We start from the raw sequence: 23,145 nt of genomic DNA, 5'->3' as shown, positions 1-23,145 counted from the left end.
CGTGGTGGGTGGTTACTGGTTTAATACATATCACAGTCACGATACTGTCTGTGCATCTTGTATTGGTTTTTTTGTCGGTTTTTACCGGCTTTGCCTTGTCCAACTCTACCGATATTTTGTTTTTGTCGTTCCAGCTTTTGCTCACGCATTTGGTCAAACGCTTTTTGTTGTTCTGGAGTTAAGATTGCGCGCATCTGTGAGCGGTTTTTTTCCAGCATTTGTTCGCGCTTTTTGTCGTATGCATCACGGTCTTTTTTAGGGATCTTTTCCCATGTTTGCTGATAAAGCTTTTGTTGCTCTTGGCGGTGCGCTTGACGCATTTCTTGCATCTTGTCGCGCTGTTCTTGGTTGAGACGTGGGCCAGAGTAGTTTTGTCTTAATTCCTGCTGCTGCGCTTTAGCGTCCGGCTGTTTAGCAGTTTCTGCTGCTTGCAGGGCACTGAAGGGTAGTAAGGCGGCTAAGGCAAGGGCTGTTAATTGAATACGCATCTGATTTCTCCTTGGTAATGTCCGGTGTGTCCGGCATGGAGTTAGTATGCCTTGCTCTATGTAAAGCGCGGTCAGCAGATTGTAAAGTGTGGGTAAAGAAAATAACGACACCCTAACAACGCAGGAAATTATTCAGAGCTTTCTAAGGGTTTATGAGGCGCATAATAATAGCCACGCCCACGGATAGACAAGATACGCGGCTCACCGTTGGGATGCGTGCCTATTTTGCCTCTTAGATTACTGATATGCATATCTATGCTGCGGTCATACAAGGTCAGCTTGCGTCCAAGCGCGAGCTCTGTGAGCTTATGTTTATCGATAGGCACGCCAGGATTTTGTAATAATATTTCTAGCACCTTACCCTCAGAGACAGTCAAACTGACTTCATCGTTATTCACCAGCAATACACCGGTGGCAGGGTTATATTCTAAATCATCGAATGCAATAAGTGGCGTTGTGGCTTCTTCTACAGTAGAGAGCGCCGCGCTTTGACTGCGGCGCAACACAGCCCTAAGTCGCGCCGTGAGCTCTCTTGGGTCGCAGGGCTTGGCAAGGTAATCATCGGCGCCCAACTCAAGGCCTAGAATGCGGTCGGTTGGCTCGCCGCGCGCTGAGAGCATTAGCACCGGCAAGCCTTTATGTTGCGTGCGCAGGGTACGCAAGAACTCCAAGCCATTGCCGTCGGGTAACATGACATCGAGTATCACAGCATCGGGCAATTCTTGAGTGTGCAGATAGCTGCGCGCGCTGGTTGTATCATGCATGGCAGTAATATCAAAGCCATCCTGACTTAGCCAATCCTTCAACAATGCACACAGCTCCTGGTCGTCATCAACCAATAAAATCCGGCTTGTTTGCATATTTTTACTGGGGAAATACTTGTTTAAAAGGTTTTACTTGCACCTGTGCGTACACGCCAGCACTTACATAGGGATCGGTGTTAGCCCATGCTTGTGCTTGCGCTAAGGAAGCAAACTCAGCAACCACTAAGCTGCCTGAAAAACCGGCAGTACCTGGGTCTTCGCTATCAATATGCGGAGTTGGGCCGGCTAAAACTAAACGGCCTTGATTTTGTAATTCACGCAAACGCTCAAGATGGGCAGGGCGCGCGGCCATACGTTTTTCTAAACTGTTCTCTACATCAGTCGCAATAATGGCATACAGCACTTTTATATCTCCTTTGTGTTATCTTCAGGTGCGGGTTTGATGTGACGCGCGATAAAAACGCCCTGGGCAATTAAAAACACAAGGGTCATGCCAAGGCTGCCAAATACTTTAAAGTCGACCCAGATTTCATGGAAGGTAAAAGCGACAAATAAATTCGTGCCGCCTAACACCAAAAAGAATGCTACCCATGCGATATTAAGCTTAGTCCAAACAGAGTCAGGCAGTTCAACGGCGTGCCCCATCATGCGTCGAATCAGCGGCTGCTTACCAATAAAGTGACTGGCAGCAAAGCCTAACGCAAACAGCCAGTTGACCACTGGGGCTTTCCATTTCAAAAAGGTTTCGCTGTGAAAGGCTAGAGTTAAGCCACCAAAAAACAAACAGCCAAGTAGAGTGAGCCATTGAGTTTTTTCTAGGCGTTTATGCACGATAAATAACGTACCGTAAACCACCACAGAACTAATAATAAGTACAGCGGTAGCACTAAAAATACCGCCCAGCACCCAGCTTTGACCAAGCAGCTCGATGTCTCTGGGTTCAGTTTTAAAGACGATAAAAAATAATAATAACGGAATAAAATCAATAAATTGTTTCACAGTGCAGGCAACCTCTATAATAGAGCACGCATAATAGCAAAGTTTGGTAAAAGTAGTCCTTATGAAAGTTGATTTACACAGTCATAGCACAGCATCAGACGGGGTTTTATCGCCTGCTGAGCTGGTAAAGCGTGCTCATAGCCAAGGCGTAAAGCTGTTGGCGTTAACCGACCACGACACCCTTGCAGGCATTGAACAGGCACGCACAGCGGCGCAAGAGCTAGGAATGCACCTGGTTAATGGGGTTGAACTGTCCTGTTTATGGGGCGGAGCAACGATCCATGTTTTAGGCTTTGATTTCTCTATGGAAAACAAAGTGTTAACCGAGCTTATTGATGAGTTATATGATGCGCGTTTGTTACGCTCAGAAGAAATAGCACAGCGTTTAAGTAAAGCCGGCTTTGCGGATACGCTGGCTGGAGCCAAGGAGGTTCAAAAGCAGTTGGGTGAAGTACAAACGCCCCCAGCTAGGCCTCATTTTGCTGAGTTTATGGTGCAGGCTGGTTATGTGAAAAGCCACAGCGAGGCTTTTAAAAAATGGCTCGGCACAGGGAAAATAGGTGATATCAAGCAACACTGGCCAACATTAGAGCAAGTCATGCACGCTTTGACTGAGGCGCAGGCTTGGATAAGTCTGGCGCACCCGTATCAGTATGATTTTACCCGTAGCAAAAGACGGCGCTTAATCAGCGACTTTGTTGAACTCGGCGGCCATGCCTTAGAGGTCAGTAATGGCCTGCAACCAGCAGAGCATGTAGGTGCACTATCCATATTGGCTCGAGAGTTTTCCTTATCCGTCAGTGCCGGCAGTGACTTTCATGCGCCGCATCAATTTTCTGAGGTCGGTCTGTATCGAACACCAGCTACAGATTTAGAGTATTTATGGCATAAATTTGCCTTACCAGCTGATTTGCAGCTGGCTACAGGAGTTTAACGAAATGAAGTTTTTTCAAATCCATGCGGAAAACCCGCAAAACCGCTTGGTTCGCCAAGTCGTTGATATTATTAAACAGGGTGGCGTCATTATTTATCCAACGGACTCGTCTTACGCCGTCGGCTGTAGAGTAGGGGACAAGCCTGCCCTAGACCGTATTCGCTTGTTACGTCGCTTAGATGACAAGCACAACTTTACATTGTTATGCCGCGATCTATCGGAGCTGGGGCTGTATGCCAAGGTCAATACGACAGCTTTTCGCTTGTTAAAAGCGCACACGCCTGGTCCTTACACCTTTATCTTAAACGCCACCCGTGAAGTACCGCGCATGCTAATGCACCCTAAGCGGCGCACCATTGGCTTGCGTGTACCCAGCAATCCAATCGCCTTAGCGTTGTTGGAAGAACTGGGTGAGCCATTGATGAGCGTGAGCTTGATTATGCCCGGTGCAACCGAGCCTTTGAGCGACCCTTATGAGATTCGTGACTTGCTGGAGAACCAAGTCGATCTGATTATTGATGGCGGTTACGGTACCCATGAAGCCTCGTCGGTTATCAGCTTGGTTGATGAAGAGCCTGAAGTGTTGCGGGTTGGTTCTGGCGACGTAAGTGCGTTTATTAATCAATAGGTTAGCATGCAAACATCAAGTGAATTAGCGCAGCATCCTGAGCAGCTTCCGCTGGCTCTGGTCTATGGCCAAGCTTTAAATCAGCTGCCACAGGATCTGTATATTCCACCTGATGCATTGGAAATAATTTTAGAAGCCTTTGAAGGTCCGCTGGATTTGCTGCTGTACCTAATTCGCAAACAAAACGTCGATATCCTTGATATTCCAGTCGCAGCAATTACCCAGCAATACATGCGCTATGTTGAAATCATGAAGGATGCGCGCTTAGAGCTGGCGGCAGAATACCTCGTGATGGCAGCCATGTTAGCAGAAATAAAATCACGTATGCTGCTGCCAAAGCAGAGTATGGCTGATGAAGATGAAGAAGACCCAAGAGCTGAATTAGTCCGCCGCTTACAAGAGTACGAACGCTTCAAAGAAGCGGCTGAAAAACTTGATGAGCTGCCTAGAGTAGGGCGCGACGTATTTCTTCCCCTGTTACAGATAGAAAAGCAAAAGAATTCGCATAGCCTGCCCGAAGTAAATTTGGACGAGCTGTTACGCGCCTTCGCTGAGGTGTTGCATCGTAGCGACCTGTATGAAAGTCATCAAATTAGCCGCGAAACGCTGTCGACTCGTGAGCGTATGAGTTTGATTTTAGAGCGTTTAGCCGCCGATGAATTTGTACCCTTTAGTCAGTTATTTACTCTCGAAGAAGGGCGTTTAGGTGTGGTGGTTACTTTTATGGCGATTTTGGAACTGGTGCGTGAAGCCTTGATTGAAATAGTGCAAAATCAGCCTTATGCACAAATCTATCTAAGAGCCTGTAACTCATGACCACAGTAGCAAAGCACTCTGACCAGCTCGCCACTATCTTACAAGCCGTATTACTGGCTCATGGCAAACCGCTCAATATGAGCTTGCTGGTAGAGCTATTTGCTGCAGAACAGCTAAATGCAGCAACTATTCAGCAAGGTTTACGAAAGTTAGCAGACAATTTGCAAGGCAGCGCACTGGAGCTGAAAGAGCTTGCCAGTGGTTATCGCATCCAAATCCGTCAAGAGTTTGCCCACTATATAGGCCGGCTCTGGGAAGAACGCCCGCAACGTTATTCAAGAGCCTTGCTGGAAACCTTGGCCTTGATTGCTTATAAGCAACCAGTCACGCGTGGCGAAATTGAAGATGTGCGTGGTGTGGCTGTGGGCAGTCAGATAATAAAAACGCTGCAAGAACGAGACTGGATTAAAGTGGTTGGTTATAAAGATGTTCCCGGCAAGCCGGCTATGTTGGCAACTACTAAAGCCTTCTTAGATTATTTTAATTTATCCAGTTTAGACCAGCTGCCGCCACTAAAAGAAGTTCGTGATCTGAGCACAGCGTTTGACAAGCTACAAGAAAATTTACTTGAGACAGTGGATAAAAGCGTGAGCGCTGAGGACAGTGAATCAACACAGCATGACGATAGTGAAAGCACGCCACTGCGTGAGTTGAGTTTTAGTAGCTTGTTGGCAGAGCTTGAGTCGATGGAAACCAACCTTAAAACAGACTTTGACGATTTGCTAGAGCCACAGGGTTCTGATTCAGATAATGCATAAATGAGCTATAATAAATATTATGTTAAATTAGCTATAAAGCATATTGAGCTCAGAACAGCCTTTGTAGATAAGCCCTATCTGACTCAACAATGGCTGTTAGCTCAATAGAACGGCTGCTGCAATACACCGCATCCTTGCTCCAGCAGCGTTTTGGTATTCTCTCGCTGCCCTAATACTCAACTTACAAAGGAAACACATATGCGTAGTACATTTTTTAAAAACAGTTTACTAGCAGTCATCATTGGTTTTAGTCCGTTCACGTACGCTGCGGAGTCCACGGTACATGCAGCGGAAGCTATCAAAGGTCAGTATGTTGCTACAGTTGCAAGCATAGGTATTGAACAACCCTGGTCGCGGGCATTGCCGCCCACGGCTCATACAGGCGCAACGTTCGTCAACATTTATAATCAAGGTCGTGCCGATCGTTTAATGAGCGCCTATTCACCCGTAGCGGAAAAAACAGAGCTGCACAACCACATTCACCAAGACGGCTTGATGAAAATGGTTGAGGTCGAGTTTATTGATGTGCCCGCCAACGGTACTTTAGAGCTTAAGCCCGGCAGCTATCACGTGATGCTCATTGGCTTAAAACAGCCGTTAAAAGAAGGCGAACACTTCCCTATTCGCCTTGATTTTGAGCAAGCTGGAAGCGTGGAGCTTGAGGTGCAAGTGAAAGGCATGAACGCCGGCACTGGCGCTGAGCATCTGCACCACTAAGATACCTACTAGCTAGCACTAATAATGCGCTATGCGGCCCCAACTAACGTGTTGGGGTGCGCATGGTGACAAACTCTTCCGCCGCAGTTGGGTGAATCCCTATTGTTTGATCAAACACAGCTTTAGTAGCTCCCGCCTTAATCGCTACTGCCAAACCTTGAATCAACTCACCTGCATCTGGGCCAACCATATGGCAACCTAAAACTTTGTCGGTTGACTTATCAACAATCAGCTTCATAAAAATACGTTCTGTTTGCTGTGAAAAGCTCAGTTTCATTGGGCGGAATTTGCTGGTAAATACGCTTATTTTGTAGCCTTCAGCAGTGGCTTGCTCTTCCGATAAACCCACGGTGGCTATATTAGGCAAGGTAAACACCGCCGTTGGAATATCACGGTAATCAACCGGACGGTACTCTTCAGGTTTAAATAAACGACGCGCCACGGCCATTCCTTCAGCCAGCGCAACAGGGGTTAATTGTGGTCCTTCGATCAGATCGCCAACGGCCAAAACACTCGGCTCGCTGGTTTCATAATGCTCGTTAACCACCACCAAACCGGCTTTATCTAACTGCACATTGACATTTTCTAACCCTAAATCATCCAGCATAGGACGACGGCCTGTTGCGTAGAAAATGCAATCCACTTCCAAAGTGCTGCCATCTTGGAAAAAAGCAGTGAGTACGCTGTTTTGACCTTTTTCAATACGCTCAACTTGGGTGTTGAACATCAGCTCAACGCCCTTTTCTTGCATAATGTCACGCACATGCTCACGAATATCCAGATCAAAGCCGCGCATAAATAAATCGCCGCGGTAGGATAAATAAGCTTGGCTGCCCAAACCATTAAAAATTGAAGCAAACTCCAGTGCAATATAACCGCCGCCCACGACCAATACGCGCTTAGGCTGTTCTGGCAAGTAAAACACTTGGTTGGAGTCGGTAATATACTCTTTGCCAGGGATATCAGGCACTTGCGGCCAGCCGCCGGTAGCTAATAAAATATATGCTGCGCTATGCTGCTCGCCATTCACCTCAACCGTATGTGCATCAACAATTTTCGCGTGACCTTCCAGCAACGTCACGCCACTGTTTTTGAGCAGATTGCCGTAGATATCATTTAGACGCCCTATTTCTCTATTCTTGTGCGTAATCAGCGTCTGCCAGTTAAAACCATTCACCTGCGCGTCCCAACCAAAGCTTTCACTGAGCGCAAACTCATCTGAGTATTGGGCCGCATAGGACATGAGTTTTTTTGGCACGCAACCCACATTGACACAGGTACCGCCAAGATAGCGGCTTTCTGCTACGGCTACTTTGGCACCAAAGCCCGCTGCAAATCGCGATGCCCGCACCCCACCAGAACCTGCCCCGATGACAAATAGATCAAAATCGTAGCTCATGCCCTACTCCAGAAATTTTTGCTTAAGTTTAATGAAAAGTATAACAAAAACGTCGCTCTCGTAGCGATTCACCTGTAAGTGTATAAGTTCCGTTTATTAAGGTTTAATGACGTAACGTAACGGTTGTTAGCCAAGCTTTGTTTTTAAAAACAGATAACTATCAAGTCCGCTAAAGCTATTTGCTTATAAGATGAAAAAGTGCACGGTTATAGTGTGGGCTAAACTGGCTCAACCATGCACTTGCAGCCCCAAACAGACGACAATGGCAAACATACAAAGGAGTATTACATTGACCATTATTGCAGTGCTTTTAATCGTTTTAGCGTTTATTGGCGGCTGGGCTTACACCGCCCACACCTTAGCTAGCATGGGGCCTATCTTAAGGCACCTGATGGGCATCCCCGTGGGCTTTGTCGCGATGTTCTGCGTCGCAGCAATTTTGTTTTTTACGGGTGTGATTGCAGTTTAGCAGCAGTTTTCCACAGTGTTTCGCTATGGTTACGCCCAACAGGATACGCCACTTTCTTTTTTCCTCATGCACCACAAATGACTGTAGCTCGACATGAAGCCATCCTTAAACTAGCAAAATATATTGCTAGCGCTTAATATACGACCCGTTCACATTTTGGTGATCAAGGACGTATCCGTTTGGGCGAGGCCAGCACGTCCAGAAATGCAGAAAAACAAACAAGGAGCCGATGTGAGTTCAAATATCCCCGTGCCGCACATGCCTAATAATACTGCTCCAGATGCAGATGAAATTGATCTTTTTGAGCTGTTTCAGTCGATCTGGCAAGAAAAAATTCTTATCGTTATTATCACCGCCGTGGTCACTGGGCTGGCGCTGTTCTATGCGCTTGCAGCAACACCAATTTATCAGACGCAAGCGACATTAGTACCTCCGCCGGCTTATGCGATTCAAGGTTATAACGAGGGACGCATGGAAGCTTTTCGTAATACTGGGGTGAAAGAGCTGACTGCAAATGAAGTTTATAGCATTTTCAAAACAAACCTTAACTCTTCACAGTTGCGTAATGCTTTTTTTGAAGAAGTGTATTTGCCATCACTCAGCGCTGAGCAACAAAAAAATAGCCGTGAAAGCTTACTTAAAACCTTTAATAGAATACTTAGTGTTAAGCAGGGGGATGCTAAAACTAACCCAAACTTGTACTTGGTTAGCGCAGAGTTAGACAACCCTACTGAAGCAGCTGACTGGGTTAAGCAATATATTGCACGTGCGATTACCGCGGCTAAGCTCGAAATAGAAAATAATATTGAAGCAGAGCAAAGGGTGCATATTGATGCTTTGACTGTTAAAACCAATTCACTTCTTGCTATAGCAAAAAGAGAACGTGAAGATCAAGTCAACTTACTGAAAGAAGCTCTCTATATCGCTGAGTCTATCGGCTTAGAAAACAAAGCCTCGTTGGGCGGTAACCGCTACATCGATAATGATTTGATCTACACTCGTGGCGCAAAAACCTTACGTGCCCAGTTGGATGTGCTGCAAAAACGCACCAGTGATGAGCCGTTTATTGCTGGTTTTCGTGAGCTCAATACACAGTTAGAACTGTTGCGCGCTTATAAACTGGATGACACAAATGTTTCCGTGGTAACCATTGATGAAGCAGCCGAAGTACCTGCCACTCCAATCAAGCCTAACAAAAAGCTAATCGTCGCCATCGGCATTGTGCTAGGTGGCATGTTAGGTGTGTTTGCAGCGCTAATTCGTAGCGCGATCCGCAAGCGCAAAAACGCTTTATAGAGTGATGGCGAGGTTGCCTATTTTATTTATGGGCGACAGACAACAGGATAAGAAGGCTATGGGCACTTGGTATTTAGGCTCTTAGCATTTAAGGGTGTAGAAAAATCTGGCCAGCTGCAAAAAATGTCGGGGAACTTGGAAAATGTAAGCTCCTACAAGAGCTGTGCCAAGCAATCGGCTGCGTGCAAAGCGCTTTGCTTTACTGTGGGATTGAGGGATTGTGGGATTGTGGGATTGAGGGAGCGCATCTTATGCGCGATGAGAACCCTGCCGGGCTTAGCTGCTCCTGTAGATACCATCTCTCCGAACCGTCCGTAAAGGGTTAGCTAACCACTTGCGGGCGGTATTCGCTTTGATGTTTTACAACGCCAAAACAAATCTGTACCAACTTACGCATTCCGGCTCCTAAAGCCTGCATTTTGCTTTTGCCGTTTTCCATAAGGCGCTGGCATTGCGCCTGGATATCCGGGTTATATTTCAAACAAACAACTGCGGCCATATACAGCTTTGCTCTGACATTAGCGGGCCCTTGTTTACTTAGACGGCTACGGCCTTTCCATTGCCCAGACTGCTGTATTCGGGGTACTAACCCTAAAAATGCAGCAACTTGCCCCGCTGTTCTGAATGAACGACTGTGCAAAATGCTGAGCATTAAGCGAGAGATTATCGGCACTACGCCCGGGATGCTTTCCATTAACTGACGATCTTTTCTCAACTGTGGGTAGCGGCCAATGTGGTTGTCTATATCATCTTCAAGCCGCTTTTTCTCCGCTTTTAGCTGTTCGATCATCAGGTTTAATGACTCAATGACACGCTCTGACGAACAGTTAAACTCGGCCTTCTCCAAGCGATTAGTCTCGCGGTTTAAGTCTGTCTCCAATGCCTCTAAACGTGCCAGAAGTGCTTTTAGCTCACGAATTTCCGGGCGTTCCGGCTGCCAAAGTTCAGGATGAATTCTGTGGCAATAGAGAGCTAATATCTGGCTGTCTTTGGCATCTGTCTTGTGAGTATTGCCCAGACTGGATGCAAATTCTTTGGTTCGGGCCGGGTTAACAACACAGACCTGATAACCGTGCTCAAAAAGATAATAAGCAAGATTTTCATGGTAGATACCGGTTGCCTCCATCAACACGGTAATCTCATCAGGCTCAGCCTTTGTCTGTGCTTTTAGCCATGTATTCACTGGGTTCAAGTTTTAATGAGCAACAAATAGAAACTGAGCGAGAACCTGGTGAAAAAGGATATTCTGCTCCTCTTGCCAGGCTGCATCATAAATGGGAGAGATGTACACTAAGTCCACGAGTGGTATTTCCCTGCTCGTCATACAATCCAGTAATTCCACCACCGATAGTGTCGTGAGTACCGGCAAAGCTTTCCACCATGTAATCCCAAAAGCTGTTTGGCGCATAGGGTTTGCCTGCCACGATGCTTTCAAGCTCTTGAACGCCCTCGGTCAAGTCGCTCACTCTCATTTTTTCATCTAGGGCGCACCACAGGCTGGACTACTACGTGAAACAGAATTGTCTAAACACTGTCCAGTATACTGATAGCCTTTTCTCAACATACATCTCTCCCACTTGTCATGCAGCCTAGCAAGGGGAGCAAAATATCCTCTCTCACCAGATTGCCGCTCAGCCTCCATCTGTTTATCACTGAAGTTTGCACCAAGTGTTGAGCCACCACACTCTTTGGAATCCTGCACCCTTTGCTCAGCACTGGTGTCTGGCTTTATCCAGTATTCTATTGCTGGGGGGCCTGGTTCAGATACAAACGGATTCCCGTTCATCCAATAACCACCGATACCACAACCAGAAAAAACAAATGGTATGAAAAAAATCAATATCTTGGACTTCAATTAACATCACCTTTTATCAAAATATTCAGTACTTGCCATGCCTCTGAGGGCAGAGCTTCTGACAAAGCGAATGGAGCGGATGGAGCGGATGGTAAAATAGCTATGGCACTCCAAGCTTCATATATCAACTTAATTTTTTCAGATCGTCCTCTTGTGGTGTTCCCTTGTTCGTCATACAGCCCGGTAATGTCACCACCAATGGTATCGTGAGTACCCGCAAAGCTTTCCACCATGTAATCCCAAAAGCTGTTTGGCGCATAGAGTTTGCCAGCCATGGTGCCTTCCAGCCCCTGTACGCCTCCGCGTCAGACCGCTTATTTTTACTTTGTTCATCTAGGGCGCACCGCAAGCTGGGCTACTACGTGAAACAGAATTATCCAAACACTGCCCAGTGTATCGATAGCCTTTGCTCAACATACATCTTTCCCATTTATCATGCAGTCTGGACAGTGGACCCAGAAAAATATGCTCACCGGGTTGCCCCTCGGCTTCTAGCTGTTTGCGACTAAAGTTTGCACCCAGTGGCGAGCCACCACACTCTTTGGAATCCTGCACCCTTTGTTCAGCACTGGTGTCTGGCTTTATCCAGTATTCTATTTCTGGAGGGCCGGGTTCAGAAGCCACGCCAAATCCGACCACGCAGCCGCTCAAACTCACGATTAGACAAAGAGCAAATATTACAACCTTCATTATTGTTGCCCCTTCAGCAAAAGCTCCAAAACCTGCCAAGCTTCAGATGGAAGTGCTTCTGATAACGCAAAAGGAGCAGATGGAGCAATCGCAATAACACTCCAGATGTTATATCCCGTATTTTGTGCATCACTGAGCCTTCGAGTGGTATTCCCTTGTTCGTCATACAACCCAGTAATGTCACCACCAATGGTATCGTGGGTACCCGCAAAGCTTTCCACCATATAATCCCAAAAGCTGTTTGGCGCATAGGGTTTGCCTGCCATGGTCCCTTCAAGCCCCTGTACGCCTCCGGTCAGGCCGCTCATTTTCTTGCCGTCTTTGGTTAATAAGAAATCATCAAAAGGCATTTTTGCTTTTTTTACGTCATAGCTAACCATGCCGTTTTCCAGTTCCAGCACAGGAATACCGCGACTGTCCAAAATATCTTGGTCATTTTCATCCTTGAGTGTCGCACAGCGCTGATTATTAGCACCGCAAATCAGATCCAGATCCACCCGCACACCGCCCAGCTTGATGCCATCACCACGCACACCGGCGCTGTCACCAGAGATGTTGCTCAAAATCAAAGGGTTGCCATTTTCATCTTCGCCAACAATTACCCCAGCAAAACGACTGGAGCTTTCGATGCTGTACTGACGCATCTGATCCGCCGCTTCTTGCAATACCGCATGAGCAACGGTGGTATCCAGTTGACCTGTCAAAGCGCCAATCACTGTTTTCATTACCCGTTCCTGAGTGTTGAGTGCATTGATCTGTCCCTGAATACTCTCCTGCACATTCGGGTCACCTTCATTTCGCTTCTGTTCCAGCAGTTCTTCCCGCTTGCTATGAACATAGGCATTGACCGCATGGCTGGCCTGTTGGCTAAAGGCCGTCATAATCTCCGCATTAGCCTGTACCACCCGCTCAAGTTGTTTGCCGTCCCAATTTTTATCAATGCCACCCGAGCCATCACCGGAACGTACTGCATCATTGAGTTTGTCCAGCAAAGCAGTGGCCGTCTGGCCTGTCAATTCCTGTTGCGCTTGCCAATCCGTAATGACGATTTCAGCCTGACTGATGCCAGAGCGGGTTACACCGCTATCGCTCCCCGAAATCTTGCTGACTGCCGAGCCCGTCAGGTCAGGCCTATAGCTGTTGTCCTGATCCGTTGTGGCGGCTGCCTTATTTTCTTGACCAATACCAAAGCCAACACTGGCCACCAGTCCGGATGAACTGGCTTTGTGCTTGCTGTAATTCTCAATATCCCGCACCACCAAAGTTCCGGTTTCCAGTCGGTTAAGCCCGTCCTGTACCGCCTGCTCACTGCTGGCAATCACGGCACCGGTCAGGTCGGTACGACCGTTGACCTTGAGCTGAAAACCGCCGTCGCCTGCCTGAATACCGGTTTGCTGGTTGACGCTGGCGTAATCACCCCGGGCTTTGCTGCTACTTTGGCTGGCACTGGCGGTGCTGGTACCGGCACAAAACGGTGGAATGCACAGGCTGACACCCGCACTGGAGCTGCTGTGTTTGGACTGGTAGGTGCTGCGATCCTGTAAACTTTCCAGCAACAAATTGCCGCCAACCTCTGCGGTGACCTGTTCACCCGTGACCACTGCGCCCTGCAAGCGGGTATCGGCACCGGATTCCAGATGCACCTCCCGACCCGCTTCAACTTGGGTGTTACTCCACAGACTATCGTTGCCATCTGACGTGCCACGGAACTGGTTGGCCGCCAGTTCCAGCGTGAAGCCGTTTTGCGAACCACCCAAGCCAAACCCGACGCCCACACTCCAGCCTCCGCCACTTTCTTTACTGCTTTGTGTGGCGGTATTTTCTGCCGCACGCAGGAGAATGTGACGTTCAGCAGCCAGCTTGATGTCCTGCTCGGCGGACAGGCGACTACCAATGATATTCAGATCGCTATCCTGTGCGCCGGTGGCCTGAACGTGAATATCACCTCCAGCTATCACGCTGCTTGCGGATACATTTTGCCCCTGCTGTGGGCTGTGGCTTTTGCTGTTGTTATTGCTCAGGTTAAGGCTGATTTTAATCCCGCCGACATTGCCGTTATACAATGCCTGAGCGCTGTCATAGGCGGCTTTGCCCTGCATGGCCAATGTGGCTGCGGCCAGTGCTTGCATACGCGGGTCATCAGTGCGTTCACGTGCTTTGTTGACCTGCTGCATGCCCTGAATGGCATTCACTACCGGAATACTGACGGTGCCACCGACTGCAGTGCGATTGGCGCTGCGTGTTTCTGAGTGACTGAGCTGATCATAGCCAGCCTCAATATTCACCTGCTTGCCCTGAATATGGATATCACCCTCAAGGGCCAGCACATTACTGGCGGTTTGTTGGTAAGTTTCACCCGCTTGCAGACTGATATTTCCGGTCAATGAAGCCAGCTGACTACCGCTTTGCTGAAGCGTTTCGCCTTGTGTTTTGACTGTTTGTTTCACCTGACCTGTGGCCGGTTGCCACCAGCTACCGACCTCGCCGGTTTTCTTGCGGCTGGATGATGTTGAGCATCTAAGGTGCACCACAGGCTGGCCTATTACGTGAGACAGAATCATCTAAGTAGCATTGCCCAATATACTGATAGCCCTTGCCCAACATACATCTCTCCCATTTATGATGTAGCCTAGACAATGGAGCCAGGATAAGCTCACCTGACTGTCGTTCAGTTTCTATCTGTTCATCATTAAAACTGGAACCAAGTGGTGTACCGCCACACTCTTTGGAATCCTGCACCCTTTGCTCGGCACTGGTGTCTGGCTTTATCCAGGACTTTATTCGTGGGGGACCGGGTTCGGAAGGTCTAGGCCCGACAAGAATTATTGGATACGAGCAACCAGCCAAAACCGCAAACAGGCCAACCAGCAGTATTCCACGCCTCATTGCCGCCCTCCTTTCAATAAAATCTCCAGCACCTGCCATGCTTCAGACGGCAGCGCCTCTGACATGGCAAAAGGTGCAGACGGAGCAATCGCTATGGCACTCCATGTGTTGTATATCGTACTTTGTGCATCACTAAGTCCACGAGTGGTATTACCCTGCTCGTCATACAGTCCAGTAATACCTCCACCGATAGTATCGTGAGTACCCGCAAAGCTTTCCACCATATAATCCCAGAAGCTGTTTGGCGCATAGGGTTTGCCCGCCATAGTGCCTTCAAACCCTTGGACACCTCCGGTCAGGCCACTCATTTTCTGGCCGTCTTTGGTTAATCTGAATTTTTCAAAAGACATACCTGCTTTATCTGTATCGTAAACCACCATGCCATTTTCCAGTTTCAACACGGGAATACCTTTGCTGTCTAAAATTTGATTTCCATTGGTATCTTCCAAGGTTGCACAGCGCTGATTATAAGCACCGCAAATCAAATCCAGATCCACCCGTACACCGCCCAGCTTGATACCATCACCCCGTACACCGGCGCTGTCACCAGAGATGTTGCTCAGTACCAGCGGATTGCCGTGCTCATCTTCGCCAACAATCACCCCGGCAAAGCGGCTGGAGCTTTCGATGCTGTACTGGCGCATCTGATCCGCAGCTTCTTGCAACACAGCATGGGCAACCGCGGTATCCAGTTGACCGGTCAGAGCGCCAATCACGACGTTCATGACCCGCTCTTGAGTATTCAGAACATTAATTTGTCCCTGAATCTCATCCTGTGCTGCGGTATTGTCAGCATTGCGTTTCTGTTCCAGCAGCTCTTCCCGTTTATTCTGGACATAGGCGCTTACTGCATGACCCGCCTGTTGGCTAAAGGCCGTCATAATCTCAGCATTAGCCTGCACCACCCGCTCAAGTTTTTTGCCGTCCCAATTTTTATCAATGCCACCCGAGTCATCACCGGAACGTACTGCATCATTCAGTTTGTCCAACACGGCAGTGGCCGCCTGGCCTGTCAGTTCCTGCTGTGCCTTCAAGTCAGTAATAACGATGTCAGCCTGACTGTTGCCAGAGCGAGTGACGCTGCTATCACTGCCGAAAGTTTTATAACTGCTAACTTAAGGCGCACCACAGGCTGGCCTTGATCGTGAAAACTCCGATGGAAAACACTGCCCTGTGTATCGATAACCTTTGTTTAACATACATCTTTCCCAGTTATCATACATTCTATCTCTTGCAGCCCTTTGATCTTTATCTTCTGGCTGCATAGCCTCCTGAATATTTATTTGGCTAAAAACCGGATCGCCTTTTTCATTTCCCTTGCAATCAATAGAATCCAAAACTCGCTGCTCAGCACTGGTATCTGCCTTTACCCAAGATTCTATTCGTAGGGGACTGTCTTTAGGCCTAGGCCCCACAAGTATTACTGGATACGAGCAACCAGCCAAAAGGACGAACAGACCAATAAAAAACATTGTAACTCTCATTATCTCCATCCTTTCAATAAAATATCTAATACCTGCCAAGCTTCAGATGGCAATGCCTCTGACATAGCAAAAGGTGCTGATGGAAGAATCGCTATGGCACTCCATGTGTTGTATATCGTACTTTGTGCATCACTAAGTCCACGAGTGGTATTACCCTGCTCGTCATACAGTCCAGTAATACCTCCACCGATAGTATCGTGAGTACCCGCAAAGCTTTCCACCATGTAATCCCAGAAGCTGTTTGGCGCATAGGGTTTGCCTGCCATGGTTCCTTCAAACCCTTGCACTCCTCCAGTCAAGCCACTCATCTTCTGGCCGTCTTTGGTTTCCTGGAACTCTTCAAAAGTCATTTCTGCTTTTTTCGGATCATAAACAACCATGCCATTTTCCAACTTCAACACTGGGATGCCTTTACTATCCAAAACCTGATTCCCATTGGCATCTTCTAACGTTGCACAACGACTATTGTCCTTGCCGCAAATCAAATCCAGATCCACCCGTACACCGCCCAGCTTGATACCATCACCCCGTACACCGGCGCTGTCGCCGGAGATGTTGCTCAGTACCAGCGGATTGCCGTGCTCATCTTCGCCAACAATCACCCCGGCAAAGCGGCTGGAGCTTTCGATGCTGTACTGACGCATCTGATCCGCCGCTTCTTGCAATACCGCATGAGCAACAGCAGTATCCAGTTGGCCGGTTAGCGCGCCAATCACTGTTTTCATCACCCGCTCCTGAGTGTTGAGCGCGTTGATTTGCTCCTGAATCTCATCCTGTGCTGCGATATTGTCAGCATTGCGTTTCTGTTCCAGCAGCTCTTCCCGTTTATTCTGGACATAGGCGCTTACTGCATGACCCGCCTGTTGGCTAAAGGCCGTCATAATCTCCGCATTAGCCTGTACCACCCGCTCAAGTTGTTTGCCGTCCCAATTTTTATCAATGCCACCCGAGTCATCACCGGAACGTACTGCATCATTCAGTTTGTCCAACACGGCAGTGGCCGTCTGGCCTGTCAGTTCCTGCTGTGCCTTCAAGTCAGTAATAACGATGTCAGCCTGACTGATGCCAGAGCGAGTTACACCGCTATCGCTGCCCGAAATCTTGCTGACTGCCGAGCCCGTCAGGTCAGGTCTATAGCTGTTGTCCTGATCCGTTGTGGCGGCTGCCTTATTTTCTTGACCAATACCAAAGCCAACACTGGCCACCAGTCCGGATGAACTGGCTTTGTATTTGCTGTAATTCTCAATATCCCGCACCACCAAAGTTCCGGTTTCCAGTCGGTTAAGCCCGTCCTGTACCGCCTGCTCACTGCTGGCAATCACGGCACCGGTCAGGTCAGTGTGACCTTTAACCTTGAGCTGAAAACCGCCGTCGCCTGCCTGAATACCGGTTTGCTGGTTGACGCTGGCGTAATCACCCTGGGCTTTACTGCTGCTTTGGCTGGCACTGGCGGTGCTGGTACCGGCACAAAACGGTGGAATGCACAGGCTGACACCAGCGCTGGAGCTGCTTTGTTTGGACTGGTAGGTGCTGCGATCCTGTAAACTTTCCAGCAACAAATTGCCGCCAACCTCTGCGGTGACCTGTTCACCCGTGACCACTGCGCCCTGCAAGCGGGTATCGGCACCGGATTCCAGATGCACCTCCCGACCCGCTTCAACTTGGGTGTTACTCCACAGACTATCGTTGCCATCTGACGTGCCACGGAACTGGTTGGCCGCCAGTTCCAGCGTGAAGCCGTTTTGCGAACCACCCAAGCCAAACCCGACGCCCACACTCCAGCCTCCGCCACTTTCTTTACTGCTTTGTGTGGCGGTATTTTCTGCCGCACGCAGGAGAATGTGACGATCAGCAGCCAGCTTGATGTCCTGCTCGGCGGACAGGCGACTACCAATGATATTCAGATCGCTATCCTGTGCGCCGGTGGCCTGAACGTGAATATCACCTCCAGCTATCACGCTGCTTGCGGATACATTTTGCCCCTGCTGTGTGCTGTGGCTTTTGCTGTTGTTATTGCTCAGGTTAAGGCTGATTTTAATCCCGCCGACATTGCCGTTATACAATGCCTGAGCGCTGTCATAGGCGGCTTTGCCCTGCATGGCCAATGTGGCTGCGGCCAGTGCTTGCATACGCGGGTCATCAGTGCGTTCACGTGCTTTGTTGACCTGCTGCATGCCCTGAATGGCATTCACTACCGGAATACTGACGGTGCCACCGACTGCAGTGCGATTGGCGCTGCGTGTTTCTGAGTGACTGAGCTGATCATAGCCAGCCTCAATATTCACCTGCTTGCCCTGAATATGAATATCACCCTCAAGGGCCAGCACATTACTGGCGGTTTGTTGGTAAGTTTCACCCGCTTGCAGACTGATATTTCCGGTCAATGAAGCCAGCTGACTACCGCTTTGCTGAAGCGTTTCGCCTTGTGTTTTGACTGTTTGTTTCACCTGACCTGTGGCCGGTTGCCACCAGCTACCGACCTCGCCGGTTTTCTTGCGGCTGGATGATGTGGTGTTATATGAAGTATTTTCCGCGCTGCCAATATGCAAATCACGGCCAGCACTTACGCGCATATCACGCTCGCTAATCAGGGTGCTGCCCTGAATATCGGTATCACGCCCACTGTTAATTAACAGGTTGTCAGCACTGAGATAGCTGCCCACCGCTGTACCGCTGCCCTGTTCAGCGGCTTGCTGTTTTTGCGTGTGCGTCAACAAGGCATGATGGCTGAAGCCAAGCTTGCTTGAGTGCTTGCTCTGGCTTTGGCTGCTGTATTGCATGGCGCTGGACAGTTCAACGTCACGTCCTGCCTGCAACGCCATGTCACCCTGCGCTCGCAGGTCGCCTGCACTGACCTGCAAGTCCTGCCCAGCAGCAATCAGAATACTACCCGCATCGGCCGTTGTGCCAACAACCTGTGTCTGGCTTTGGCTACTGGTTTTTCCCTTGCTCGACAACAACCCCGATTTCGACTTGGCACTGGCCTGACTGCTGCTGTTTTCCGCTGCCAGCAACAGGATATCACCGCCTGATTGCAATTCAAGGTGCTGGCCCGCTTTAAGCTCTGCTCCCTGAGTCACAATGGCTTCAGCACCATGGATAAGCAAATCGCTACCAGCCTGGATGGACGATACGACTGCGGCACTGTTGTCACTTTCACTCATGCGGTAGCTTTTGCGGCCAAAACTGCCTTTTTTCTTTTTCTCGAAGAAGCTGTAGTCCAGATCCTGTTCGGCCAGCAGTTGCACTTTGCCGCCGGCGACCAGATAGGCTTCGTTACTGGCAGTTACGTTGCTGGAAATCAGCGTCAGATCATTACCAGAGACTGCAGCAAAACTGCCGCCGGAAATAACTTCTGTACCTTGTTGCTGGATCAGGTCACGCTGGCTGGTTCGCTTTTTACTTTTGCTGTAGTGGTGGCTTTCATTGGCTGCTGAGGCCAGTGTCAGGTCGTTGCCGGCCACCAGTTGCATGTCTTGTCCGGATTCGATGCGGCTGGCCACGGCGCTCAGATCGCGTCCTGCCTGAATGTCCAAGTTACCACCGGCGACAGTGTCGCTGATGAGTTGGGCCGTCTGACTGTTGAGGTAATGGCTACCACGGCTGATGCTGTGACGTTCTTCCACCGAGGACAGGCTGACATCACGGCCAGCCGTGATTTGCATATCGCCGCCGCTTGCCAGTACGCCACCCAAGTTGAGCACGTCACGACCGGCATTCAGGCTCAGGCTGTTGGCCGCTTCGATGCGGGCGGCATTGTCGGCGAAGCTGGTTTCCCAGCGGCTGGTGCCCAGAGCGCTTTCGTGACGGGTGATGCTGCGCTCGTTGAGGATGTCGCCGGTGCGGGCGGTCAGGTCTACATCACGCCCGGCCAAGATGCCGCCCTGGCGATTGTACAGGCTGTCTTCAGCCAGCAGGCTCAGGCGTTCGCCGGCCTGCATCAGGCCGCTATTTTGAATGGTTTGCGCCTGGGCGCTGAGGTTATTTGTGGCGCGTAGCGTGCCCTGGTTGCTCAGGTCGCCACCGCTGATCAGAGCCAGATCCTGGCCCTGAATCAAGGCACCATTGGGGGCCAAACGACCTTCCGCTTGAGCCATGTACAGTACCGGCACCAGTACCAGTTCGCCCATGACTTCGCGCTCTTCCATCCAGACGATGTCGTGGGTCAGGGCGGCCACCTGTTCGGCACTGAGGCTGATACCGACCGACAGGTTGAGGGCTTCCTTGCTGGCAATGGCGTTGTCCATCAGGTAACGGAACATGGCTTCGTCGCTGTCCAGACCGGCGATAAACCGCTGCCCCGTGCGGGCGACCCATGCTTCACGCATGAGTTTTTGCTCATACAAGCCGTCACCCAAGCGCTTTTGCATGTTTTCCGGGCTTAGACCCAGTTCGCCCAGTAAATAATCACTGCTGAGAAACTGGCGCATTTGCGTTAGAGCGGGGTTGGTTTCAATCAGGTAGTTATGCCCAGGGTTACGGTTGATGTTGAACAAGCCATTGCTACCCTGGGGCAATACAAATTCAGGAATTCCGACCGGCTGCTGCGTAAGATCGGTCATCTGCTGAGGGTTGAGCGGTACCAAAGTGGTAATATCACCATCGTCGCGACGCCCATCTGATACATAAATAAAAGATGGCCGAATCAGGCTGTTGTTGAGCTGCTCTTCTGCATCAATGTGTATGCTACCGGCAGCCTGCAGAGTCGCATGGTGGTACTCCACATTACTCAAAGCCGGTTCAGCGCGACTGTACTCACCATAAATATGGCTGTTAATAAAGCTGTTCAATTCACCAGCGATATTGCCTGGATTATAACTAGAACTACCGTGCCAATTACGGGCACTGAATGTGTTGGCCGCAGACACTTGTCCGGATGTTGAGCGTACACGATGGGATACCAGAACTCTCGACTGGGACACATCACCGGTTTGTGCTCCCTGGTTGTTCAGCCGCTGTGTATCAATATGCAAGTTACCGGCTGCAGCCATCAGGCTGTAGCGGTTATCCACCTGCCGGCCCTGCAGCCGCATATCGCCACCCGACAAGAGCATCGCTTGCGGACTGTTGCGAGTGACTTCTGTACGATCAATCTCATCCAGCCGAAAAAGTGAGTTTTCCTTATCACCGCTACAGTCAGTACAACCCACATGCACCAGCCGAGCTGAATATTTATAGGTGCGTGTAGCGAAATCCTCACGTGCGTTTTCAATCTGGGCAGCCTGTATCTGCAGATCATCCACAGATTCTACCGTTCCGGACAGGTTGCTGAACCGGCCGCCTATTCCGTTTTGTTCTTGCCCTGTAATCAGCACCCTGCCGAGGCTAAACATATCGCCACGTCGATTAATAATCTCCTCGCCGGTCAGTTGCAGATCACCACCGCTTAGAATCACTCCTTCATCATTGCGTATCTGCGCTGCGGTCAGCTGTACGTCTGCGCCGGCACCCAGGCTTCCGCTGTTGACAAGCGCTCCCGACCCGCTGTGCACGCTCAAGTCTTGTCCAGCCTGAATACGGCCCGCATTATTTAAGCCGCCTGACAGTAGAATGTCAGCGTCCGTACCCGCGGCCAATAACCCGTCCTCAGCATTGGTCACAGCGTTCGCCTGCACGGTGAGCTTGCGCTCTGCCAGCAGCACTCCATCTCCGTTATTCAGCTCCTGCGCTGCAATGTTCAGATCACCTTGCGATACGATGTGGGCCTGGTGGTTGTTTATATCATCTGCGTAGATGCTGCCCATAGTCGTGCTGCTGATATGGCCTTGCCTGTTATCCAGGCTGTGCACAGCCATTTCGAGCGTGCCATGACTGGCCAGCTCGCCACTGTTGACAACCTGCTCTGCCTTTACAACCACCTGCCCGGCGGACTGGGCTGTACCATCTGTTCGAATACCGGCCTCTGTAACCCCTGTGTTCTCGAAGCGCGTCGCCTCGATTTCGATCAGCTCGCCTGCTGCCAGACTGTCCTGCACACGCAGTGTTTGAGCTGTAATTTGTGCCTTCTTGCCGGCATAAGCATCCTTTTCAAGCTCAATACTCTCTGCAGTCAACTGCAGGTTCTGTCCGGCTGCTGCCCGTGCAATCACCAGCTGGCCATTGGCATCAATCCGGATATCACCGGCACTGGCGGCCATGTCGCCGGCCAGTTTCACGCCTACGCCAGCTTCGGTACCAACCAGCCGGATGGCACCGGCATACATGCCGCCCAGCGCCGAGCTGTCGATGGCCAACAAGGGTTGATCATTGACTGTGTCAGTTTTGGCAGTGGCTTTGAGCGTGCCCGCCTCCACCTGGTTACGGCCGGTGATGATGTTGAGTTCGTTGGCGTGCAGTTCGGCGTTGATTTTTGCGCTGCGGGTGATCAGGTCAAAGCGGCTGAGATTGGTGGCGTTGAGCCCTGCACCGGCAATTTCAATGTCGCCGCCGTTCACGTCATAGCCTTTGAGTTGCCCTCGCTCCAGCATCGGCTGACCGGTGGTCAGGGTGGCATGCGGAGTGTTGATAAAGCCGCAGCCATCGCAGGTAATGCCATGCGGGTTAGCCACAATCACATGCGCCTGTTTGCCCGCCACTTCAGTGTAACCCTTGAGCTGGCTGCGCTGGCCGCCAGTGACTTCATTCAGAATGGTGTTGGCGGCCTTGCCACCCAGCTGGCTGTTGCCAAAAATGATGCCGCCCAGTTGAGTGCTGGTTAGCTTGTCGGTGCTGTTGTTAAGGATTAGCCCCTGCTGACCTACGTTATAGTCAGTGAATTTGTTATGCGATAGTCCTTTGCTATTGGGGGTGGCAATATTAACCACTGGAACGCCGTTATTGGCCGAGGTAATGTGAGTGTTGCCACCGCCCTGATGATCCACGTTCAGGTTAGCAGCGATGCTGTGCAGGGGCTGCGCCCACATCACAGCAATCAGTAGCTTGGCAATGGTTTTAAACAAGGGGCTTTGGGTATTCATTTCACT

At 49.9% G+C, this 23,145-nt stretch carries 20 protein-coding genes; 7 read left to right on the top strand and 13 right to left on the bottom strand.

Features of this window, described 5'->3' with window-relative positions:
* Positions 1-20: 20 nt before the first annotated feature.
* From QEZ41_RS04090 to QEZ41_RS04075, 4 genes are all read right to left on the bottom strand, one after another.
* Entirely contained in the window at positions 21-488 is a 468-nt protein-coding gene (locus QEZ41_RS04090; RefSeq protein ID WP_289410110.1) for a hypothetical protein, read from the bottom strand.
* A 128-nt stretch (positions 489-616) separates the two neighbouring features.
* Complete coding sequence (locus tag QEZ41_RS04085) at positions 617-1,348, bottom strand: response regulator transcription factor (RefSeq protein ID WP_289410109.1); 732 nt, start codon at positions 1,346-1,348, stop codon at positions 617-619.
* A 4-nt stretch (positions 1,349-1,352) separates the two neighbouring features.
* Entirely contained in the window at positions 1,353-1,655 is a 303-nt protein-coding gene (locus QEZ41_RS04080) for a YciI family protein (protein WP_289410108.1), read from the bottom strand.
* Between the two features lie 2 nt (positions 1,656-1,657).
* A complete protein-coding gene (locus QEZ41_RS04075) occupies positions 1,658-2,251 on the bottom strand; it encodes a septation protein A (RefSeq protein ID WP_289410107.1) in 594 nt (197 codons plus the stop codon).
* A gap of 61 nt (positions 2,252-2,312) precedes the next feature.
* Here QEZ41_RS04075 and QEZ41_RS04070 point away from each other — a divergent pair, with 61 nt between their 5' ends.
* The 5 genes from QEZ41_RS04070 (at position 2,313) to QEZ41_RS04050 (ending at position 6,104) form a co-directional block, all read left to right on the top strand.
* Positions 2,313-3,185 carry a PHP domain-containing protein gene (locus QEZ41_RS04070; protein ID WP_289410106.1) on the top strand — a complete coding sequence of 291 codons (873 nt, stop codon included), beginning with the start codon at positions 2,313-2,315 and terminating at the stop codon, positions 3,183-3,185.
* 4 nt (positions 3,186-3,189) lie between these two features.
* Positions 3,190-3,813 carry an L-threonylcarbamoyladenylate synthase gene (locus QEZ41_RS04065; protein WP_289410105.1) on the top strand — a complete coding sequence of 208 codons (624 nt, stop codon included), beginning with the start codon at positions 3,190-3,192 and terminating at the stop codon, positions 3,811-3,813.
* Positions 3,814-3,819: 6 nt separating this feature from the next.
* The gene (locus tag QEZ41_RS04060; protein ID WP_289410104.1) at positions 3,820-4,629 is read left to right on the top strand and encodes a segregation and condensation protein A; all 810 of its coding nucleotides are present in this window, start codon (positions 3,820-3,822) and stop codon (positions 4,627-4,629) included.
* Entirely contained in the window at positions 4,626-5,387 is a 762-nt protein-coding gene (gene scpB, locus QEZ41_RS04055; RefSeq protein ID WP_289410103.1) for an SMC-Scp complex subunit ScpB, read from the top strand. Before QEZ41_RS04060 ends, scpB begins: the two co-directional genes overlap by 4 nt.
* 198 nt (positions 5,388-5,585) lie before the next feature.
* Positions 5,586-6,104 (top strand): copper chaperone PCu(A)C, encoded by a 519-nt coding sequence (locus QEZ41_RS04050; RefSeq protein ID WP_289410102.1) that lies wholly within the window; start codon positions 5,586-5,588, stop codon positions 6,102-6,104.
* Between the two features lie 43 nt (positions 6,105-6,147).
* Here QEZ41_RS04050 and gorA read toward each other — a convergent pair whose 3' ends face one another.
* The gene (gene gorA / locus QEZ41_RS04045) at positions 6,148-7,503 is read right to left on the bottom strand and encodes a glutathione-disulfide reductase (RefSeq protein ID WP_289410101.1); all 1,356 of its coding nucleotides are present in this window, start codon (positions 7,501-7,503) and stop codon (positions 6,148-6,150) included.
* 289 nt (positions 7,504-7,792) lie between these two features.
* Between gorA and QEZ41_RS04040 the strand changes: the two genes are divergently transcribed.
* Together QEZ41_RS04040 and QEZ41_RS04035 are read left to right on the top strand one after the other, a co-directional pair.
* Positions 7,793-7,972 carry a hypothetical protein gene (locus tag QEZ41_RS04040; RefSeq protein ID WP_289410100.1) on the top strand — a complete coding sequence of 60 codons (180 nt, stop codon included), beginning with the start codon at positions 7,793-7,795 and terminating at the stop codon, positions 7,970-7,972.
* 231 nt (positions 7,973-8,203) lie between these two features.
* Positions 8,204-9,268: an LPS O-antigen chain length determinant protein WzzB gene (locus QEZ41_RS04035; protein ID WP_289410099.1), complete on the top strand. Its 1,065-nt coding sequence runs from the start codon at positions 8,204-8,206 to the stop codon at positions 9,266-9,268.
* A 322-nt stretch (positions 9,269-9,590) separates the two neighbouring features.
* On the opposite strand, the gene QEZ41_RS04030 is transcribed toward QEZ41_RS04035, so the two are convergent.
* From QEZ41_RS04030 to QEZ41_RS03995, 8 genes are all read right to left on the bottom strand, one after another.
* Positions 9,591-10,451, bottom strand: coding sequence for an IS110 family RNA-guided transposase (locus QEZ41_RS04030; RefSeq protein WP_289410098.1), 861 nt, complete (start codon positions 10,449-10,451; stop codon positions 9,591-9,593).
* Between the two features lie 85 nt (positions 10,452-10,536).
* A complete protein-coding gene (locus QEZ41_RS04025; protein ID WP_289410097.1) occupies positions 10,537-10,740 on the bottom strand; it encodes a hypothetical protein in 204 nt (67 codons plus the stop codon).
* Between the two features lie 379 nt (positions 10,741-11,119).
* Positions 11,120-11,398, bottom strand: a complete 279-nt coding sequence (locus QEZ41_RS04020; protein WP_289410096.1) for a hypothetical protein — start codon at positions 11,396-11,398, stop codon at positions 11,120-11,122.
* Between the two features lie 58 nt (positions 11,399-11,456).
* The gene (locus QEZ41_RS04015; protein WP_289410095.1) at positions 11,457-11,813 is read right to left on the bottom strand and encodes a hypothetical protein; all 357 of its coding nucleotides are present in this window, start codon (positions 11,811-11,813) and stop codon (positions 11,457-11,459) included.
* Complete coding sequence (locus QEZ41_RS04010) at positions 11,813-14,374, bottom strand: hemagglutinin repeat-containing protein (protein ID WP_289410094.1); 2,562 nt, start codon at positions 14,372-14,374, stop codon at positions 11,813-11,815. Before QEZ41_RS04010 ends, QEZ41_RS04015 begins: the two co-directional genes overlap by 1 nt.
* 321 nt (positions 14,375-14,695) lie before the next feature.
* Positions 14,696-15,733, bottom strand: coding sequence for a hypothetical protein (locus QEZ41_RS04005; RefSeq protein ID WP_289410093.1), 1,038 nt, complete (start codon positions 15,731-15,733; stop codon positions 14,696-14,698).
* An 81-nt stretch (positions 15,734-15,814) separates the two neighbouring features.
* The gene (locus QEZ41_RS04000) at positions 15,815-16,183 is read right to left on the bottom strand and encodes a hypothetical protein (RefSeq protein ID WP_289410092.1); all 369 of its coding nucleotides are present in this window, start codon (positions 16,181-16,183) and stop codon (positions 15,815-15,817) included.
* Complete coding sequence (locus QEZ41_RS03995) at positions 16,183-23,139, bottom strand: hemagglutinin repeat-containing protein (RefSeq protein ID WP_289410091.1); 6,957 nt, start codon at positions 23,137-23,139, stop codon at positions 16,183-16,185. Before QEZ41_RS03995 ends, QEZ41_RS04000 begins: the two co-directional genes overlap by 1 nt.
* Between the last annotated feature and the right edge of the window lie 6 nt (positions 23,140-23,145).

The sequence above is a fragment of the Thiopseudomonas acetoxidans genome (assembly GCF_030362935.1).
In the GTDB taxonomy this organism is placed as follows: Bacteria; Pseudomonadota; Gammaproteobacteria; order Pseudomonadales; family Pseudomonadaceae; genus Thiopseudomonas; species Thiopseudomonas acetoxidans.
The sequence above is the reverse complement of the archived record's forward strand: the minus strand, read 5'-3'. Positions and strand labels throughout refer to the sequence as shown.

Bases quoted from the DNA above. Each gene is read 5' to 3' on its own strand.
- QEZ41_RS04000 (WP_289410092.1), bottom strand. From the start codon at position 16,183: ATGAGAGTTACAATGTTTTTTATTGGTCTGTTCGTCCTTTTGGCTGGT.
- QEZ41_RS04010 (WP_289410094.1), bottom strand. From the start codon at position 14,374: ATGATTCTGTCTCACGTAATAGGCCAGCCTGTGGTGCACCTTAGATGC.
- QEZ41_RS03995 (WP_289410091.1), bottom strand. From the start codon at position 23,139: ATGAATACCCAAAGCCCCTTGTTTAAAACCATTGCCAAGCTACTGATT.
- QEZ41_RS04015 (WP_289410095.1), bottom strand. From the start codon at position 11,813: ATGAAGGTTGTAATATTTGCTCTTTGTCTAATCGTGAGTTTGAGCGGC.
- QEZ41_RS04085 (WP_289410109.1), bottom strand. From the start codon at position 1,348: ATGCAAACAAGCCGGATTTTATTGGTTGATGACGACCAGGAGCTGTGT.
- scpB (WP_289410103.1), top strand. From the start codon at position 4,626: ATGACCACAGTAGCAAAGCACTCTGACCAGCTCGCCACTATCTTACAA.
- QEZ41_RS04065 (WP_289410105.1), top strand. From the start codon at position 3,190: ATGAAGTTTTTTCAAATCCATGCGGAAAACCCGCAAAACCGCTTGGTT.
- QEZ41_RS04020 (WP_289410096.1), bottom strand. From the start codon at position 11,398: ATGGCTGGCAAACTCTATGCGCCAAACAGCTTTTGGGATTACATGGTG.
- QEZ41_RS04060 (WP_289410104.1), top strand. From the start codon at position 3,820: ATGCAAACATCAAGTGAATTAGCGCAGCATCCTGAGCAGCTTCCGCTG.
- QEZ41_RS04070 (WP_289410106.1), top strand. From the start codon at position 2,313: ATGAAAGTTGATTTACACAGTCATAGCACAGCATCAGACGGGGTTTTA.
- gorA (WP_289410101.1), bottom strand. From the start codon at position 7,503: ATGAGCTACGATTTTGATCTATTTGTCATCGGGGCAGGTTCTGGTGGG.
- QEZ41_RS04050 (WP_289410102.1), top strand. From the start codon at position 5,586: ATGCGTAGTACATTTTTTAAAAACAGTTTACTAGCAGTCATCATTGGT.
- QEZ41_RS04090 (WP_289410110.1), bottom strand. From the start codon at position 488: ATGCGTATTCAATTAACAGCCCTTGCCTTAGCCGCCTTACTACCCTTC.
- QEZ41_RS04025 (WP_289410097.1), bottom strand. From the start codon at position 10,740: ATGAGAGTGAGCGACTTGACCGAGGGCGTTCAAGAGCTTGAAAGCATC.